The organism is Janibacter massiliensis, from assembly GCF_900289115.1.
Taxonomy (GTDB): Bacteria; Actinomycetota; Actinomycetes; order Actinomycetales; family Dermatophilaceae; genus Janibacter_A; species Janibacter_A massiliensis.
This window is the reverse complement of the sequence record NZ_LT985196.1, coordinates 1,655,346-1,671,807: the sequence shown is the minus strand read 5'-3', so window position 1 is coordinate 1,671,807 and position 16,462 is coordinate 1,655,346. Positions and strand designations below refer to the sequence as shown.

General features: G+C 74.0%; 18 protein-coding genes. 2 read left to right on the top strand and 16 right to left on the bottom strand.

All coding sequences use genetic code 11. From position 1 onward, the window contains the following. The first annotated feature begins 86 nt into the window (after positions 1-86). Complete coding sequence (locus DAA34_RS08180; RefSeq protein WP_106818407.1) at positions 87-1,109, top strand: heparan-alpha-glucosaminide N-acetyltransferase domain-containing protein; 1,023 nt, start codon at positions 87-89, stop codon at positions 1,107-1,109. 4 nt (positions 1,110-1,113) lie between these two features. Here the strand turns inward: DAA34_RS08180 and pheT are convergent, their stop codons facing one another. Then, positions 1,114-3,639: a phenylalanine--tRNA ligase subunit beta gene (gene pheT / locus DAA34_RS08175; protein WP_106818406.1), complete on the bottom strand. Its 2,526-nt coding sequence runs from the start codon at positions 3,637-3,639 to the stop codon at positions 1,114-1,116. Beyond that, on the bottom strand, positions 3,639-4,733 hold the full coding sequence (gene pheS / locus DAA34_RS08170; protein WP_106818405.1) for a phenylalanine--tRNA ligase subunit alpha: 1,095 nt from the start codon (positions 4,731-4,733) through the stop codon (positions 3,639-3,641). The genes pheT and pheS overlap by 1 nt, the downstream gene beginning before the upstream one ends. Before the next feature lie 107 nt (positions 4,734-4,840). Between pheS and DAA34_RS08165 the strand changes: the two genes are divergently transcribed. Then, the gene (locus DAA34_RS08165) at positions 4,841-5,314 is read left to right on the top strand and encodes a Fur family transcriptional regulator (protein WP_106818404.1); all 474 of its coding nucleotides are present in this window, start codon (positions 4,841-4,843) and stop codon (positions 5,312-5,314) included. On the opposite strand, the gene DAA34_RS08160 is transcribed toward DAA34_RS08165, so the two are convergent. The 14 genes from DAA34_RS08160 to hisD form a co-directional block, all read right to left on the bottom strand. Continuing rightward, positions 5,286-5,828, bottom strand: a complete 543-nt coding sequence (locus tag DAA34_RS08160) for an HNH endonuclease signature motif containing protein (RefSeq protein ID WP_158707680.1) — start codon at positions 5,826-5,828, stop codon at positions 5,286-5,288. The genes DAA34_RS08165 and DAA34_RS08160 overlap by 29 nt on opposite strands. Positions 5,829-5,993: 165 nt before the next feature. Then, positions 5,994-7,067: a sensor histidine kinase gene (locus tag DAA34_RS08155; RefSeq protein ID WP_106818402.1), complete on the bottom strand. Its 1,074-nt coding sequence runs from the start codon at positions 7,065-7,067 to the stop codon at positions 5,994-5,996. Next, positions 7,064-7,840, bottom strand: a complete 777-nt coding sequence (locus tag DAA34_RS08150; protein WP_234354168.1) for a TrmH family RNA methyltransferase — start codon at positions 7,838-7,840, stop codon at positions 7,064-7,066. Before DAA34_RS08150 ends, DAA34_RS08155 begins: the two co-directional genes overlap by 4 nt. Before the next feature lie 58 nt (positions 7,841-7,898). Next, complete coding sequence (gene rplT / locus DAA34_RS08145; protein WP_106818400.1) at positions 7,899-8,285, bottom strand: 50S ribosomal protein L20; 387 nt, start codon at positions 8,283-8,285, stop codon at positions 7,899-7,901. 63 nt (positions 8,286-8,348) lie between these two features. Further along, complete coding sequence (rpmI, locus tag DAA34_RS08140) at positions 8,349-8,543, bottom strand: 50S ribosomal protein L35 (protein ID WP_106818399.1); 195 nt, start codon at positions 8,541-8,543, stop codon at positions 8,349-8,351. A 47-nt stretch (positions 8,544-8,590) separates the two neighbouring features. After that, positions 8,591-9,250, bottom strand: a complete 660-nt coding sequence (infC, locus tag DAA34_RS08135) for a translation initiation factor IF-3 (protein ID WP_407657018.1) — start codon at positions 9,248-9,250, stop codon at positions 8,591-8,593. 195 nt (positions 9,251-9,445) lie between these two features. Next, on the bottom strand, positions 9,446-10,612 hold the full coding sequence (locus DAA34_RS08130) for an MFS transporter (protein WP_106818398.1): 1,167 nt from the start codon (positions 10,610-10,612) through the stop codon (positions 9,446-9,448). Between the two features lie 57 nt (positions 10,613-10,669). Further along, entirely contained in the window at positions 10,670-11,371 is a 702-nt protein-coding gene (locus DAA34_RS08125) for an SseB family protein (protein WP_106818397.1), read from the bottom strand. Then, a complete protein-coding gene (priA, locus tag DAA34_RS08120) occupies positions 11,368-12,102 on the bottom strand; it encodes a bifunctional 1-(5-phosphoribosyl)-5-((5-phosphoribosylamino)methylideneamino)imidazole-4-carboxamide isomerase/phosphoribosylanthranilate isomerase PriA (protein WP_106818396.1) in 735 nt (244 codons plus the stop codon). The genes DAA34_RS08125 and priA overlap by 4 nt, the downstream gene beginning before the upstream one ends. Further along, positions 12,099-12,737, bottom strand: coding sequence for an imidazole glycerol phosphate synthase subunit HisH (hisH, locus tag DAA34_RS08115; protein ID WP_106818395.1), 639 nt, complete (start codon positions 12,735-12,737; stop codon positions 12,099-12,101). Before hisH ends, priA begins: the two co-directional genes overlap by 4 nt. After that, entirely contained in the window at positions 12,730-13,332 is a 603-nt protein-coding gene (locus tag DAA34_RS08110; RefSeq protein WP_106818394.1) for a hypothetical protein, read from the bottom strand. The genes hisH and DAA34_RS08110 overlap by 8 nt, the downstream gene beginning before the upstream one ends. 1 nt (position 13,333) lies before the next feature. Further along, positions 13,334-13,948, bottom strand: a complete 615-nt coding sequence (gene hisB / locus DAA34_RS08105) for an imidazoleglycerol-phosphate dehydratase HisB (protein WP_106818393.1) — start codon at positions 13,946-13,948, stop codon at positions 13,334-13,336. Beyond that, entirely contained in the window at positions 13,945-15,105 is a 1,161-nt protein-coding gene (locus DAA34_RS08100) for a histidinol-phosphate transaminase (protein WP_106818392.1), read from the bottom strand. The genes hisB and DAA34_RS08100 overlap by 4 nt, the downstream gene beginning before the upstream one ends. Next, on the bottom strand, positions 15,102-16,448 hold the full coding sequence (gene hisD / locus DAA34_RS08095) for a histidinol dehydrogenase (RefSeq protein WP_106818391.1): 1,347 nt from the start codon (positions 16,446-16,448) through the stop codon (positions 15,102-15,104). Before hisD ends, DAA34_RS08100 begins: the two co-directional genes overlap by 4 nt. Between the last annotated feature and the right edge of the window lie 14 nt (positions 16,449-16,462).

Genomic DNA, 16,462 nt, shown 5'->3' with positions numbered 1-16,462 from the left:
GTCATGCATGACGATGCAAGCCTATACAGATCGGGTCGGCGTGGATTCGCTCTCCCCGCGGTCCCGGCCCGGTCTACCGTGTCCCGGTGACGATCGAGGTCCTCCCACCTGCCGCCCGTGACCGGGGCGTCGACCTCGCACGGGCGGTGGCCGTCGTGTCGATGCTCATCGCGCACCTCGCCCCCGGCGGACCGGTGGCAGTCCCCCTCCAGGCGACCGAATGGCTCACGGCGGCGCTGTTCGCCATGCTCGCGGGCGTCGGCGCCGAGCTGTCGTGGCGCGCGTCGGATGCGCGAACCCGCCCGCTGCCGCACGTCGCCGGGGCCCTCGTGCGCGCGGCCCTCGTCATCGGGCTCGGGGTCCTCCTCGATCTTCCCGACCACCAGGTCGTCATCGTCCTCGTCCCCCTGGGGATCGCGATGGCGATCCTGGCGGCCCTGACCCGCCTGCCGTCGGGCGCCCTCGCTGCCCTGGTCATCGCCCTCGCCGTAGCGACCCCGGCCCTCACGCGGGCCCATGGGGCGACGTTGACGTCCTTGGGGTCGCCCGGCTGGTGGTACGAGCTCCTCGTCGTCGGCCACCCGTACCGGGTGGCGTCGATGGTGCTCTGGGGCCTCGTCGGCGCGCTCGCGGTCCGGGCTCTCCGGTCGAGGCGCCGTCCCATGCTCGAGATCGGCGGCGCGTCCGTCCTCGTGGCGTCGGCCGCGACCCTGGCCGTGCTGAGCCACGTGAACCGCATCGACGCCTCGCCGTACTCCGGCACGTACGCCGAGACGGCGCTGACGACCTGCCTCGCCCTGGCGGTGCTCCTCGTCTGCCGGGCGTGCGCGCCCGTCATCCCGGCCGTGGTCCTCGCCCGGCTCGACGCGGTCGGCGCGATGACCCTCACGCTGTACGCCGTCCAGATCGCCGCGATGGTCTGGTACCTGTCCACCCTCCCGCCCGGGTCGCTCGACGACAGCTGGCCCTTCCTCGCCGGGCTCCTGGTCCTCGCGTTCGTGCTGCCCACCCTCTGGCGTACCGCGGTGCCGACCGGCCCTTTCGCGCGCGGGCCCCTCGAGGGGGTCGTCGACACCGCGGTGCGGGCCACCCGGCACGCGCTGCGCTGACCGTTCAGGCGCGCTGCTGCGCCCCCACCGCGGCCGCGGCCCGGGCGACCGCCGCGTCACGCAGGTCGCTGACCTCCTCGGTCTTCAGGGTCCGGTCGGCGCGGAAGGTGAGGCGGTAGGCAAGCGACTTCTGACCGGGGCCGACCTGGTCGCCGCGGTAGACGTCGAAGAGGGCGACGTCCTCGAGCAGATCGCCCGCACCCTGCCGCAGCGCCGCCTCGACCGCCGCCGCCGCGACATCCTCGCCGACGACGAGCGCGACGTCGGTGCGCGCGGGCGGGTGGGTCGACAACGTGCGAGCGCGGACCGGCTGGCCGCTCGCGGTCGTGAGGACGTCGAGGTCGAGCTCACCACCGACCGTGCGCGCCGGAAGGCCGGTCGATGCCGTGACCTTCGGATGGAGCTCACCGACGTGCCCGACGAGGGTCCCGTCGGCAAGGGCGATCCGGGCGCACCGCCCCGGGTGGAACGGAGCGGCGTCGGCCGCGCTGACCGTGAGCTCGACCGCCAGCGCCTCCCCCACCGCGTCCACCAGCTCGAGGACGTCACCGAGGTCCGCCGGACGCCCCGGGCCCCACCAGCCCGCGCGGTCACGGTCGCCGGCGAGCAGGAGGCCGAGGTGACGCGGCTGGTGCGGAACCGCCGAATGGATGGCGGCGAGGACGTCGTCCCCGGGCCGCACGCCGACATCCACGGTCGGCGCGGGCCGCTGGTCCCCGTCCAGCTGGACGACGAGACCGATCTCGAACAACCCAAGGTCGGTCGTCCCGCGCGCGATGTTCCGGCGCAGGGCCTCGACCATCGTCGTCAGGACCCGGGTGCGCAGCAGCGGCTGTTCCGCGGACAGGGGGTTGGCGACCCGGACGGTGGCGGCCGCCTCGGCTGCCGGGTCGAGGCCGAGTGCCGCGTGCTGGGCGTCGCCCACGAACGGCGCGGCCCACACCTCGCTCAGGCCCTGGGCGGCGAGGAGGTCGGCCACGATGCGCCGCACGCGCTGGCGATGCGTGAGCCCGCTGCCGCCGGGAGGGGTGGGCAGGAGCGAGGGGATCGCGTCGTATCCCTCGATCCGGGCGACCTCCTCGACGAGGTCCTCGCCGGTCGTGAGGTCGGGGCGCCACGTCGGCGGGGTCACCCGGAGGCTGCCGTCACCGCGGTCCTCGACCGTCGCGCCGATGGCCGTGAGGACACGCTCGACGGAGGCCGCGGGATAGTCGACCCCGACGATCCGGCTCGGCATGTCGAGCGGCAGCTCGATCACGGCCGGGGCGGCCGGGGTGCCGACGTCGGTCACCCCGGGATCGGCGGTACCGCCGCCGTGCTCGGTCAGGAGCTCGACCGCGAGCTGGGCCGCCGCGGGCGGCAGCTGCGGGTCCACGCCGCGCTCGAAGCGGCGCGATGCCTCGGACGGCAACCGGTGGCGCCGCGCGGACCGGGCGATGCTCACGGGGTCGAAGTGGGCGGCTTCGATGAGGACGTCTCGGGTGTCCGGGCCGATCTCGCTGTCGGCGCCGCCCATGACCCCGGCGATCGCGAGCGGCCGCTCCCCGCCCTCCGTGATGACGAGGTCTTCGGCGGAGAGGGTCCGCTCGACGTCGTCGAGGGTCGTGATCCGTTCGTCGGCGCGGGCGCGGCGGACGACGATCGGACCGTCGACGGTGCCGAGGTCGAACGCGTGCAGCGGCTGTCCGAGCGCGAGCATGACGTAGTTCGTCACGTCGACGGGCAGGGAGATCGGCCGCATGCCGGCCTCGGTGAGCCGCGTCGCCATCCACGCCGGGGTGGGTGCGGAGACGTCGACCCCCCGGACGACCCGCGCGACGTACCGGTCGCAGCCGGCGCGCCCCCGGATCGGGGCCTCGTCCTCGAGCCGGACCGGGTGACCGGCGTCGTTCGCCGCGGGCGCCCGTCCCGCCGGACCGGCCGCAGGGTCGGTGAACCGGGCACCGGTCGCGTGGGAGTACTCGCGCGCGACGCCGCGCATGGAGAAGCAATACCCGCGGTCCGGGGTGACGTTGATCTCGACCGTCTCGCGGTCGAGGCCCAGCAGCGGGATCGCGTCCTGCCCCGGGGTGAGCTCGTCGGCGTCCGGCCGGCCCGTGAGGACGAGGATCCCGTCGTGATCGTCGCCGATCCCGAGCTCCACGGCCGAGCAGATCATCCCGGCGGAGACGTGGCCGTACGTCTTGCGCGCGGAGATCTCGAACCCCCCGGGCAGCACCCCACCGGGGAGGATGACGACGACGAGGTCGCCGACGTCGAAGTTGTGGGCACCGCAGACGATGCCCTGGGGCTCCCCCGTGCCGTTCGCGCCACCGACGTCGACCGTGCACCAGTTGATCGTCTTGCCGTTCTTCTGCGGCTCCGGCTCGCGCGTGAGGACCCGACCGACGACGAGGGGGCCGGTGACGCCGCCGCCGTGCAGCCCCTCCTCCTCGAGACCGACGCGCACCAGCGCCGCCGCGACCTCCTCGCCGGTCGTCCCCGCCGGGACCTCGACGTCCTGGGACAGCCACTCGACGGGCACCCGCATCAGATCTCCATCCCGAACTGCGCGTCGAAGCGCACGTCTCCCTCGATCATGTCGCGCATGTCGGACACCCCGGTCCGGAACATCAGCGCGCGGTCGATGCCCATGCCGAAGGCGAACCCCGTGTACCGGTCGGCATCGACGCCGACGGCCGTGAGGACGTTGCGGTTGACCATCCCGCAGCCGCCCCACTCGATCCAGCCGGTGCCCTTGCAGGTGCGGCAGTCGGCGTCGGCGCCGCGGCAGACGAAGCAGCGCAGGTCCATCTCGGCGCTCGGCTCGGTGAACGGGAAGTAGGAGGGGCGCAAGCGGGTCGTGATGCCCTCGCCGAAGAGCTCGGTGGCGAGCCGGTCGAGGGTGCCCTTGAGATGGGCCATGGTGATCCCCTCGTCGACCGCGAGTCCCTCGACCTGGTGGAACGCGGGCATGTGGGTCGCGTCGAGCTCGTCGGTGCGGAACACCCGTCCGATGGCGGCGATGTAGATCGGGACCCCGCGCTCGAGCATCGCGCGCGCCTGCACCGGCGAGGTGTGGGTCCGCATGACGAGGCCGCCGTCGCTGGGCTCGAGGTAGAAGGTGTCCTGCATCTGCCGGGCCGGGTGGTCCGCGTCGAAGTTGAGGGCGTCGAAGTTGAACCACTCGGCCTCGACCTCGGGCCCCTCGGCGATCTCCCAGCCCATGCCGACGAAGAGGTCGGCGATCCGCTCGCTCATCAGCTCGATCGGGTGCCGGCGCCCCACGGGCCGACGCGCCACGCGGGCGGTGACGTCCTGGGCCTCCTCGACGAGGATGCGTGCGTCCCGCTCGGCCTCCAGCTGCGTCTGGCGGTCCGCGAACGCCTGCCCGACGCGACCGCGGGCCTGACCGACCCGCTTGCCGGCGTCGGCCTTCGCGCTCGGCGGCAGCGCGCCGATCTCGCGGTTGGCCAGGGCGAGCGGCGAACGGTCGCCCTGGTGGGCAGGGCGTAGCCGCTTGAGCTCGTCGAGGGAGTCGGCAGCCGCGATCGCGGCGAGCGCGTCGTCGACAGCTGCCTCGATCGCGGCGGGGGCGAGCGCGGCGACCTCGACCGGGTCGTGGTTCTTGTTGGGAGCAGACATCGCCGCGAGTCTATGAGGCTGGTCCTACCGGCGGTCCGGACGTCCAGCGCCACCGGCGGCCGGCCGTTTCTTGACTCGTTCCAGAAAAGTTGGGACGGTGGTCCCCCATGAATGCAAAGACGGCGCTGCGCGAACGAGGCCTGCGGGTCACGGCCCCGCGACTCGGCGTCCTCGCCGCTCTTGCCGAGCACCCGCACGCGGACGTCGAGACCGTCGCCGCCGCGACCCGTGCGGCCGTCGGGAAGGTCTCGACCCAGGCGGTCTACGACGTGCTCGCCGCGCTGACGGAGGCCGGACTCGTCCGCCGGATCGAGCCGGCGGGCTCCCCCACCCGCTATGAGCTGCGCGTCGGCGACAACCACCACCACGTCGCCTGCCGGTCGTGCGGTGCGGTCGAGGACGTCGACTGTGCGGTCGACCACCGACCGTGCCTGACCCCTTCGGACGAGCACGGGTACGCGCTCGACGAGGCCGAGGTGACGTGGTGGGGCCTGTGCCCCCGGTGCCGGCAGACCTCCCCGGCGGGCGAGGCGTCCATGCCCGGTGGAACCGTTACGTCCGGGGCCGTGCGAGCTGGATGACCACGCGTCTGCCCTCTCTTCGGATCGTGTGGGTGTAGCCGCGGTCGAGCGCTCGGTGGTGGTGGCCGCACAGGGGGACGGCGTTGGTCAGGTCGGTGCGTCCGCCGTCGCGCCAGGCGTGCAGGTGGTGGGTCTCGGTCCACGCGAACGGGATGTCGCACCCATGTGCGGCGCAGGTGTCGTAGGTGAGGGCGAGGGCGGCGCGCTGGGTGATGGTGAAGAACCGGTTCTGGCGGCCCAGGTCGATCGGCTGGGAGTCCCCACCGAGGACGGCGGGGATGATCCCGGCGCCGCAGGCGACCCGGCGGGCCTCGCCGGCGGTGAGGGTGTGCCCGGTCGGGGTGGATGCCACCGCGGTCGTCTCGTCCTGCAGGTCGCTCAGGCGGGTGGTGACCAGCACGGTCGCGGCGGTCTTGTCGTGGAGGTGGTCGGNCCCGCACCCACCCCCGACACACCCGCCAGCGCGTCCAACGCCCGCTCCAGCTCGTCCAGGCCCGCGTGCACCGCACCACACAACCCACCCGCAGGAACCCCCTGCGCGTGACCAGTCACCGGTGCGATCGCCGTAAGACGAACATACGTTCGACCGCCGACAGCACTCCGCCACCCAACCCCACCTGTGGACAACCCACCCCTCGCAGGACGGCCTGTGGACGACGGAACCCCGCCCCCTGGTCTCTCAGGACCTCGGCAGGCGAACCTGCACGGCAGCGCCGGGGCCGTCGACCGGGACGAACTCCACGCTGCCCCCGTGGGCCGCGACGAGCGCCTGGGTGAGGTGCAACCCGATGCCGGCGCCCGCGTACGGCCCCGCGCGCCACTGTCGTACGAACGCCAGCCGGGCGTGCTCCGGCGTGATCCCCGGGCCGTGGTCGCGGACCTCGATGACCACCTCGTCGCCATCGGCCCACGCGGTCACGTGGATCGGTGGCGCACCGTGCCGTACGGCGTTCGACAGGACGTTGGTGAGGATCTGGTTGAGCCGGTCCGGATCGGCCCGGACGGCGAGGTCGCCGGGATCCGCGAGGACGACGTCGTGCGCGCCGAGGCGCGCGCGGGTGCGCAGGGAGTCCCGATGACAGGGGAGGATGGCGGACAGGGGTACGTCCCTCGGCCGCGCCGGCAGGGCGGCCGCGCCGGACGCCGACGCGTGGAGCAGATCCTCGACCAGGCGGGAGACGTGGTCGGCCTCTGCCTCGATCGTGCGCAGCAGCGCGATCCGCTCATCCTCCCCCAGCTCGTCCCAGTGCTGGACCAGATGGCCGCTGAAGCCGCGCACGCTCGCCAGCGGGGTCCGCAGCTCGTGCGCGGTCGCGGCGAGCAGGAACGCGCGTTCCCGTTCGACCCGGAGCCGCTCGTGGGCGTCGCGCAAGCCCAGGAGCACGGTGGCGACCTCCGTCTCCCCCGGCCGGCGGACATACCGTGCCGTGACGAGGACCTGGGTCGTCCCCAGCACGAGCAGCCGCTCCCGGTGGCCGGTGACCGAGCGCACGACCGACCACGGGTCCGGGGACGACCAGTAGGAGGTGCCCTCTGCGGTCCGCAGGTCGAGCACGTCGAGCACCAGGCGCCCGACGAGGTCCTCGGGTCGGCGGCGGAGGACGTCAGCCGCACGGGCGTTGACGCTGACGGTCCGCCCGCCCCGCTGCACGACGAGGAGCCCGTCCGGCAGCGATGCCGCCGCGCGCTCGGCCTCGTCCATGGTGAGGTCGGGCGCGTTGGGCCGGACCTCGACCCCGTCGGGACCGGTCATGACTGCCCCGTGGGGCGTTCCACCCGCGCCGACGAGTACAGGCACACCGTCGCCGCCATCGCGAGGTTGAGCGATTCCGCGAGCCCGTGGATCGGCACCCGGACGACCTCGTCGCACGCCTCCCGCACCCGGTCCGTCAGTCCCCACGCCTCGTTCCCCATGACCCACGCATGCGGGACGGTCAGGTCGACCTCGTCGACGGTCACCTCCCCGCGCCCGTCCGCGGCGTACGTGCGGACCCCGGCCGCCGCCAGCTCGGCGAGCAGCGCGGCCGGCTCGAGTCCCGTGACGATCGGCAGGTGAAAGCTCGAGCCCGCCGTCGACCGGACCACCTTCGGGGCGTGCACGTCGACCGACTCGGTCGTGACCAGCACCGCATCGGCGCCGGCGGCGTCCGCGGCGCGGATGACGGTTCCGGCGTTCCCCGGATCGCGGACGTGGACGAGGACGACGAGCAGGCGAGGGCGTCGCGCGAGCACGTCCGCCAGCCGAGGGCGATCGACGGCGCACACCGCGAGCAGGCCCTGCGGCGCATCGGTCCCCGACATCGCAGCGAGAACCTCCTCGCTGCACTCTCGGAGCTCGATGTCCGCAGCCCGCGCCGCCGTGACGATGTCGGCGTGCCGCTCGCGCGCGGCCGGGGTGACGTAGAGGTCACGCACGGCCCCAGGTGCGTGGCGCACCGCCTCGCGGACCGACTGCGGGCCGTCGGCGACGAACAACCCGGACCGCTCACGCGACTGACGCCGGGAGAGCCCACGCACGGACCGCACCCGATCGGCTCGGGGATTGGTCAGCACGGGCTCTCCCGGCGTCGTCGGCAAGCGATGATCAGGCGGCGTCGTCGGCGGTCGGCGCCTGGGCAGGCACGTTCGCGCGGGCGATCTCGACGAGCGCTGCGAACGCGGCCTCGTCGTTGACCGCGAGCTCGGCGAGCATCCGGCGGTCGACCTCGATCTCGGCGGCCTTGAGGCCCTGGATGAACCGGTTGTAGGTCATGCCGTTCGCCCGAGCGCCGGCGTTGATCCGCTGGATCCACAGCTTGCGGAAGTCTCCCTTGCGGGCGCGGCGGTCACGGTAGGCGTACCCGAGGGAGTGGGTGACCTGCTCCTTGGCCTTGCGGTAGAGCCGACTGCGCTGGCCGCGGTACCCGCTGGCCTGCTCCAGGACGACCCGGCGCTTCTTCTGGGCGTTGACTGCCCGCTTCACGCGTGCCACGTGAGTTCTCCTTGTGTGTCGTGGGGTTCGTGGGGGCCCGGCGGCAGGCGCCGGGCCGGGCAATCACTTGCCGAGAAGCTTCTTGACCTTCTTGACGTCGGCCGGGGCGAGCTCGACGTCGTTCGCGAGGCGACGGGCGTGCTGCGGCGTCTTCTCGTGGAACTTGTGGACGTGGTTGGCGCGCTGGCGCATGATCTTGCCGCTGCCGGTGATGCGGAAGCGCTTCTTGGCGCCGCTGTGCGTCTTGTTCTTCGGCATGGCCGAACTCCTTCTCTGGGATCGTGCAGTGGTCGGGTGGCGCGGGATCAGCCCTGCGCCGGCTCCTGCGGTGCGGCCTCGGCCGCGGTCTCCGCCGACGCCTTGTCCGCGCGGCGCTTGTCGGCGCGGGCCTCGGACTTCTTCTTCGTCGGGCCGAGGACCATCACCATGTTCCGGCCGTCCTGCTTCGGCTGGGACTCGACGAAGCCGAGCTCCGCGACGTCCTCGGCGAGCTTCTGCAGGAGGCGGAAACCAAGCTCGGGCCGGGACTGCTCGCGTCCCCGGAACATGATCGTGACCTTCACCTTGTCGCCGGCGCTGAGGAAGCGGACGACGTGGCCCTTCTTCGTCTCGTAGTCGTGCGTGTCGATCTTCGGTCGGAGCTTGATCTCCTTGATGACCGTGTTGACCTGGTTCTTCCGGGACTCGCGGGCCTTCATCGCGGCCTCGTACTTGAACTTCCCGAAGTCCATGAGCTTGGCGACGGGAGGCTTGGCCATCGGGGCGACCTCGACGAGGTCGAGATCCGCCTCCGCCGCCAGGCGCAGGGCGTCCTCGACGCGCACGATGCCGACCTGCTCGCCGTTGGGGCCGACCAACCGCACCTCGGGGACCCGGATGCGGTCGTTGATCCGTGGCTCGCTGATGTGATGCTCCTTCGTCCGAGAACTGAAAAACGGCCTCTCGATGCCACGAGAGACCGTCACCAGACACGGACGAGATATCGAGCACGGGATGCCCGACATCGGACCTGTGACCCGGCGATCGTGATCGACGCGGGTGGAGACGGTGACGTCTCGCTTGGCACCGGACCCCCGGGGCACCCCATCGGGGCGTCCGAGCGGGACTGCATGGTCCGGCCGGTTGCGCCACCGTACCAGCCGCGCCTCCCCCCGCGGAAATCACACCGCCCGGCGACGCCCGGCCCTCATCGCGGCCGAGGCGAGGAGCGCGACGAGCACCCCCGAGGCTCCCACGGCGACGAACCCCGCGGCCGGGGCGACGTGGTCGATCGCGACGCCAGCGAGGGGTGCTCCGACCGCGCTGCCCGAGGTGATGGCGGAGCCGTGCCACCCCATCGCCTCGCCTCGCGCCCGGGCGGGGACGATCGCGGCGAGCTTCTCGGCGGTGATCGTCAGCATCGGTGCGCAGAGCAGCCCGCAACCGATGACGAGCCACGCCGCCTGGGTGGTCGTCCTCGCCAGACCGACGGGGAGGGTGAGCAGGCCCAGGCCCGCGAGGACGGCCGCCGCCGGCGCGGGACGGTTGATCGCCCCGTACAACAGCCCACCGACGAGCGATCCGCCAGCCCACAGCGCCATGACCAGGGCCGTGCCGTCCGGGTCGCCGATCGCGTCCTTCATCAGGGCGACGACCGAGACGTCGGTGCCCGAGAGGATGAGGGTCGTCCCGATGGTCATCGCCAGGACCGCCGCCGCGGCGGGTCCGAGCCATTCGCGGGTGGCCACCTGCGCGCCCTCCTCGTCCTCGTGCGCCAGCGGCGGGTCGACGAGCGCGATGAGCGCCCCGCCGAGCACGACGAGACCCATGACGACGAGCAGCACGACCCGTGTGTCCCATCTGGTCGCGGCGAGGACGCCGACGGCCGGCCCGACCATGAAGGCGATCTCCGTCGCGATGCTGTCCAGCGAGAGCGCCGAACGATGACGCTCGGCGGGCGCCGCATGGAGGATCATCTGGCGGATCACACCCCACACGGGGATCTGGAACAGGCCCGCCAGGACGACGAGCGCGATGAGCGGGAGGAAGCCCAGGAACGGGGCGACCGCCCACACGAGGGCGGTGACGACGAGCGAGGGCACGAACGCCCGCCGGAGGCCGCGACGATCGACGATCCGTCCGCGCCACGGCCCGGCGACCGCGACGGCGATCGTCGACGCCGCCGTGACGACCCCCGCCTCGCCGTAGGTGCGGTGCAGGGCCGTGACGACGTGGAGGGTGAGGACGATGAAGCTCGCGGCGATCGGCGTCCGGACGAGCACACCGAGCAGGAGCGCCTGCCGGACGCGCGGGATGGCGAGCACGTCGCGGTACGGGCGCAGGTCCATCAGGCCATCGTGGGGCACGTCGTCGGCGGATCGACACCGGGGTCCCCGGGCCACCCGTCAGCGCAGCGCGACCGCGATCCCGTCCACGCGACGGCGCACCCCGTCGTCCGCGGCGATCTGCTCCCCCGTTTCGCCGACGATCCGTGACACGGTGTCGGCGTCGAGCCCCGGGACCAGCTCGAGGACCAGCCGGAGCGTGCCGGACCCCGTCGGCTCCAGGTGGTGGGTCCGGACCTGCGGGACGTCCGCGAGGCAGGCCGCGACGGTGGTGCGGACGTGCTCGTCGACGGCGGGGTCCATCCACTCCCGGCCGTCGGCGAGCGCCCACACGAGGGAGCCGGGCAGCTCCCGGGCCGTCGGCCCCGCCGGGTCGAGGACGAGGAGCTCGCAGCCCTCACCGAGCGCCGCCTGCGCCGCCCGCTGCGCGGTGACGGGGACGGGCCGGGCCGAGGGGTCCCACGCGGCGAGGGCGTCGGTGCCGGTGAAGGCGGGCAGAGCGCGCCGCCCGTCGGGCGCGACGAGGGTCACGGCTGCCATCTCGCTCACCTTGTCCGCGCCGTTCTCGTCGACCTCGGCCGCCGCCGCGACGACCGGGACGAGCAGACGCGCGCCCGGCAGGACCGCCGCGAGCGCGTCGACGTCCCCGGCCGCGAGCGCCCCGCGGACGGCTGGATCGGCCGCCCCGGTGTCGTGCTCGAGCCCGCTGCCCGGCAGCTCGCGCCCCGCCCACGGCACGCCACCGGAGTCACGCCCGGTCATGGCCGTCCGGCGGTCTCGAGCGCCTCGGTCAGCGTGAACGCCTCGCGGTAGAGCGCGGAGCCGATGATCGCGCCCTCGACCCCGAGCGGGACGAGCTCGCGCAGGGCCGCGAGGTCGGCCAGGCTCGACACCCCGCCGGAGGCGACGACCGGGGCGTCGGTCCGGCCGCACAGCTCGCGCAGCAGGTCGAGGTTCGGGCCCTGCAGCATCCCGTCCTTGCGGACGTCCGTGACGACGTAGCGCGGGCAGCCCGCGGCCTCGAGTCGGTCGAGCACCGCATCGAGGTCGCCGGCGTCCTCGGTCCAGCCGCGCGCGGCCAGGGACCGGCCCCGCACGTCGAGGGCGACGGCGATCCGGTCACCGTGCTCGGCGATCGCCCGGGTGGTCCACTCCGGGTGCTCGATCGCCGCGGTCCCGATGTTCACGCGGGCACACCCGGTGCCGAGCGCGCGCTCGAGGCTCGCGTCGTCACGGATGCCCCCGGTGAGCTCGACGGCGAGGTCGAGCCGCCCGACGATCTCGGCGACGACCTGCGCGTTGCTGCCCCGGCCGAACGCGGCGTCGAGGTCGACGAGGTGCAGCCACCGCGCCCCCTGCTCCTGCCAGCGCAGGGCGGCCTCGACCGGGTCGCCGAACTCCCCGCCGCTGCCGGAGACCCCTTGGACGAGCTGGACCGCCCGACCGTCGACGATGTCGACCGCGGGCAGCAGCTCGAGGACGTCGGTGCTCACAGGGACCTCACCCAGTTCTCCAGCAGGCGCAGCCCGGCCTCGCCCGACTTCTCGGGGTGGAACTGCGTGGCGGACAGCGGACCGTTCTCGACGGCGGCGACGAAGTTTCCCCCGTGGTGCGCCCACGTCACCCGCGGCGCCCGTGCGGCCATCGCGCCGCTCGGCGGGGCCAGGTCCCACGACGTCGCCGCATAGGAGTGGACGAAGTAGAACCGCTCGTCGGCGACCCCGTCGAAGAGGACGCTGCCGTCGGGGACGCGGACGTGGCTCCACCCCATGTGCGGGACGACGTCGGCGGCGAGGCGGCGCACCCGCCCCGGCCACTGCCCGGTCCCGGCCTCCGGTGTCGCAGCGGGCTCGTCGGAGTCCTCGAACATCACCTGCATCCCGACGCAGATCCCCAGGACCGGCGCGGCGGTGAGGAGTCGCCGGTCGATGAGGCGCGGACCGTCGACGGCAGCGAGCCCCGCGGCGCACGCGTGGAAGTTCCCGACGCCGGGCACGAGGAGACCGTCGCACCGCAGGACGGCGTCCCGGTCGGCGGTGAGCTCGACGCGCGCCCCGACGTGCTCGAGGGCGCGGACGGCCGAGCGGACGTTGCCGCTGCCGTGGTCGAGGACGACGACGTCAGGCACGAGCCCCGGCCCCCGTCCGGCGCTCGACGGCTCCGGCGATCGCGGTGGTGAAGCGTGACGCGCGACCGGGCTCGGGCTCGACGTGGACGGCGGCCGGGCCAGCCCCGGCGGTGAGGAGCTCGGCGCCCGGCAGGCCGAGCGCGCCGACGAGCCCCGCGAGCCAGGCCAGCGGCGAGGCGTCCTCGTCCCGCAGCGCGGCGAGGACGGGCGCGCTGTCGCCCGTGGCGTGCGCGAGGAGGTCCCCCGGGCGGAGCCGCCGGAGGCGAGGTGTCTGCACGAGGCCGGCACCGACCACCCGCACCAGCCAGCGCGCGCCGGGGTGCAGCCCGCCCGCGCGGAGCGTGACGACCGACCGGTCGCCGGTGGCGAAGAACCCCAGGCCCGGGCGCAGGTCGGCCGCCAGCGGCCGGGAGACGAGGGCGACCATGGGGTCGTCGTACGGCGGCTCGGTGCGGGTCGAGGCCTCCGCCGGGACGAGGCCGCACCAGTCGCCGAGCCGCTCGACCCGGGTCGCCGACAGACCGCGACGGGCCCACGCCGTCGCGGCGTCGGGAGCCCCCCGGACGAGGAGCATGCCGTGGGGGGACGCCGTCATCTCAGAGCGCTCCCTTGGCGCTCGGGATGCCCTCGACCCGCGGATCGGGCTCGATCGCCGCACGCAGGGCACGGGCGAGCGCCTTGAACTGGGCCTCGATGACGTGGTGCGGGTCGCGGCCGGCGAGGACCCGCACGTGCAGCGCGATCTGCGCGTTGAACGCGAACGACTCGAGCACGTGACGGGTGAGCGAGCCGACGAAGCTCCCGCCGACGATGACGTGCTCCTGGCCCGCGGGCTCGCCCTCGTGGACGACGTACGGACGGCCGGCGACGTCGACGACGGCGAGGCAGAGCGCCTCGTCGAGCGGGACGGTCGCATCGCCGAAGCGACGGATCCCCGCCTTGCTGCCGAGGGCCTGCCGGACGGCCTGGCCGAGGACGATCGCGACGTCCTCGACCGTGTGGTGCGCGTCGACGTGGGTGTCCCCGTCGGCCCGGACGACGAGGTCGATGAGCGAGTGCTTCGCCAGCGACAGGAGCATGTGGTCGTAGAACGGGATGCCGGTCGAGACCTCCCCATGGCCGGTGCCGTCGAGGTCGACGCGGACCTCCACGGAGCTCTCGGACGTGGTGCGGGTGACGGTCGCCGTGCGGCTGCCCGGGCTGGCGGTCATGACGGGAGCTCCGTTCGGGTCGGTCCGCCGCGGTGGTCGGCGGGGAGGGCGGCGAGCGCGTCGAGGAACCGCGTCGTCTCGGCGGGGGTGCCCGCCGTCACCCGGAGGTGGTGGGCGATGCCCACGTCCCGGACGAGCACACCCGCGTCGAGGAGAGCCTGCCACGTCGCGGCCGCGTCACGGACGCCGCCGAAGAGGACGAAGTTGGCGTCGCTCCGGACGGGTGCGAACCCCAGGCCCGGCAGGGACTGCAGGATCCGGTCCCGCTCGGCCTTGATCGCTTCGACGGTCGCGAGCATCCGCGGGGCGTGCGCGAGCGCGGCGCGGGCGACCGCCTGGGTCGGCGACGAGAGGTGGTACGGCATGCGGACCAGGAGCAGCGCCTCGACCAGCGCCGGGTCGGCGGCGAGGTACCCCAGGCGTGCGCCGGCGAGCGCGAAGGCCTTGCTCATCGTCCGCGTGACGACGAGCCGGGGCCGTCCCTGGAGGAGCTCGAGCGCGCTGGGCCGACCGGGTCGTCGGAACTCCGCGTAGGCCTCGTCGACGACGACCACGGCGTCGGGGGCGGCGTCGTGGACGGCCTCGATGACGTCGGGCTCCAGCGCCGTGCCCGTCGGGTTGTTCGGTGAGCAGAGGAAGACGACCGAGGGCCGGTGGCGCCGGACCTGCTCGACGGCGGCCTCGGCGGTGAGGTCGAAGGGGGTCTCGGTCGGCGAACCGTCGCTGGCGACCCCGCGCATCCCGTCGACCCACGTCGTGCCCGTCGTCGTCGTGATGATCGGGTGCATCGAGTACGCGGGCGTGAACCCGAGCGCCACCCGGCCCGGCCCGCCGAACGCCTGGAGGAGGTGGAGGAGGACCTCGTTCGAGCCGTTGCCCGCCCACACCTGGTCGGCGCGCACCGGCGTCCCCTCGGCCGACAGGTAGGCGGCGAGATCGTCGCGCAGCGCGACGAAGTCCCGGTCCGGGTATCGGTTGAGATCCCGGGCGATGTCGCGGACCGCGGTGACGATCGCCTCGACCACCTCGTGCGGGACCGGATAGCTGCTCTCGTTCGTGTTGAGCCGGACGGGGACCTCCAGCTGCGGGGCGCCGTACGCGGTGCGGCCGCGCAGGTCCTCGCGCAGCAGCCGCCCGATCTCCGCGGCGGCGCTCACCCGTCCTCCCCCGTCCGGGCGCGGACGGCCTCGCCGTGGGCGGGCAGGTCCTCGGAGTCGGCGAGGGCGACGACGTGCGGGGCGACCTCCGCGAGCGCCGCGGCGTCGTACTCGACGACGTGGATCCCGCGCAGGAACGACTGGACCGACAACCCGCTCGCGAACCGGGCCGAGCCGGCGGTCGGGAGCACGTGGTTCGACCCGGCGGCGTAGTCGCCCAGGCTCACGGGCGAGTGGGCACCGACGAAGATCGCGCCCGCGTTGCGGACCCGCGCCGCGACCGCGGCCGCGTCGGCCGTGATGACCTCGAGGTGCTCGGCGGCGTAGGCGTCGACGACCCGGACGCCGGCGTCGAGGTCGTCGACGAGGACGATGCCCGACTGCGCTCCGGACAGCGCCGTGGTCACTCGCTCGGAGTGCTTCGTGGCGGCGGCGCGGCGGGCGGTCTCGGCGCGCACGGCCTCGGCGAGCGCCTCGCTCGGGGTGACGAGCACCGACGCCGCGTCGGGGTCGTGCTCGGCCTGGCTCACGAGGTCCGCGGCCACGTGGGCGGGGTCGGCAGTGTCATCGGCGAGGACGGCGATCTCGGTCGGGCCGGCCTCGGCGTCGATGCCGACGACCCCGCGCAGGAGTCGCTTCGCCGCGGTGACGTAGATGTTGCCGGGGCCGGTGACCAGCGCCACCGGCGGGACCTCGGTCGCCGGGTCGTCGGCGGTGCTGTCGGTGAAGCCGTAGGCCAGGGCTGCGACCGCCTGCGCCCCACCGACCGCGTACACCTCGTCGACACCCAGGAGGGCGCAGGCCGCGAGGATCGTCGGGTGGGGGTACCCGTGGAGCGCGGCGTCCGCGTTCGTCTGCGGCGGGCTGACGACGACGAGGGACCCGACGCCCGCCGCCTGCGCCGGGACGACGTTCATCACGACGGACGAGGGGTACACCGCGCGGCCGCCGGGGACGTAGAGGCCGACGCGCGCCACGGGCACCCAGCGCTCGGTCACCCGGCCGCCCGGCACGACCTCGGTCGTCGTGTCGGTGCGCCGCTGGTCGGCGTGCACCTTCCGGGCGCGCTCGATCGAGATCTCGAGGGCCGCACGGACCGCCGGGTCCAGCCGCTCGAGGGCGAGCGTGAGGACCTTCGCGGGCACCCGCAACCGCTGCGGGCGGACACCGTCGAAGCGCTCGCCGAGCTCGAGGAGGGCGTCCGCACCGCGGTCCCGCACGTCGTCGCAGATGGGCCGGACGACGTCGAGGACCGACTCGACGTCATGACCGCCGCGCGGCATCGCGGCACGCAGGGCCGCGGTCGACAGCGTGGTGCCACGAAGGTCGGTCGTGCTCAGCATGGGCGGGAGTCTAG

Bases quoted from the DNA above. Each gene is read 5' to 3' on its own strand.
- DAA34_RS08130 (WP_106818398.1), bottom strand. From the start codon at position 10,612: ATGGACCTGCGCCCGTACCGCGACGTGCTCGCCATCCCGCGCGTCCGG.
- rpmI (WP_106818399.1), bottom strand. From the start codon at position 8,543: ATGCCGAAGAACAAGACGCACAGCGGCGCCAAGAAGCGCTTCCGCATC.
- hisB (WP_106818393.1), bottom strand. From the start codon at position 13,948: ATGACCGCCAGCCCGGGCAGCCGCACGGCGACCGTCACCCGCACCACG.
- DAA34_RS08155 (WP_106818402.1), bottom strand. From the start codon at position 7,067: ATGACCGGTCCCGACGGGGTCGAGGTCCGGCCCAACGCGCCCGACCTC.
- DAA34_RS08110 (WP_106818394.1), bottom strand. From the start codon at position 13,332: ATGACGGCGTCCCCCCACGGCATGCTCCTCGTCCGGGGGGCTCCCGAC.
- hisD (WP_106818391.1), bottom strand. From the start codon at position 16,448: ATGCTGAGCACGACCGACCTTCGTGGCACCACGCTGTCGACCGCGGCC.
- DAA34_RS08165 (WP_106818404.1), top strand. From the start codon at position 4,841: ATGAATGCAAAGACGGCGCTGCGCGAACGAGGCCTGCGGGTCACGGCC.
- pheS (WP_106818405.1), bottom strand. From the start codon at position 4,733: ATGTCTGCTCCCAACAAGAACCACGACCCGGTCGAGGTCGCCGCGCTC.
- pheT (WP_106818406.1), bottom strand. From the start codon at position 3,639: ATGCGGGTGCCCGTCGAGTGGCTGTCCCAGGACGTCGAGGTCCCGGCG.
- DAA34_RS08125 (WP_106818397.1), bottom strand. From the start codon at position 11,371: ATGACCGGGCGTGACTCCGGTGGCGTGCCGTGGGCGGGGCGCGAGCTG.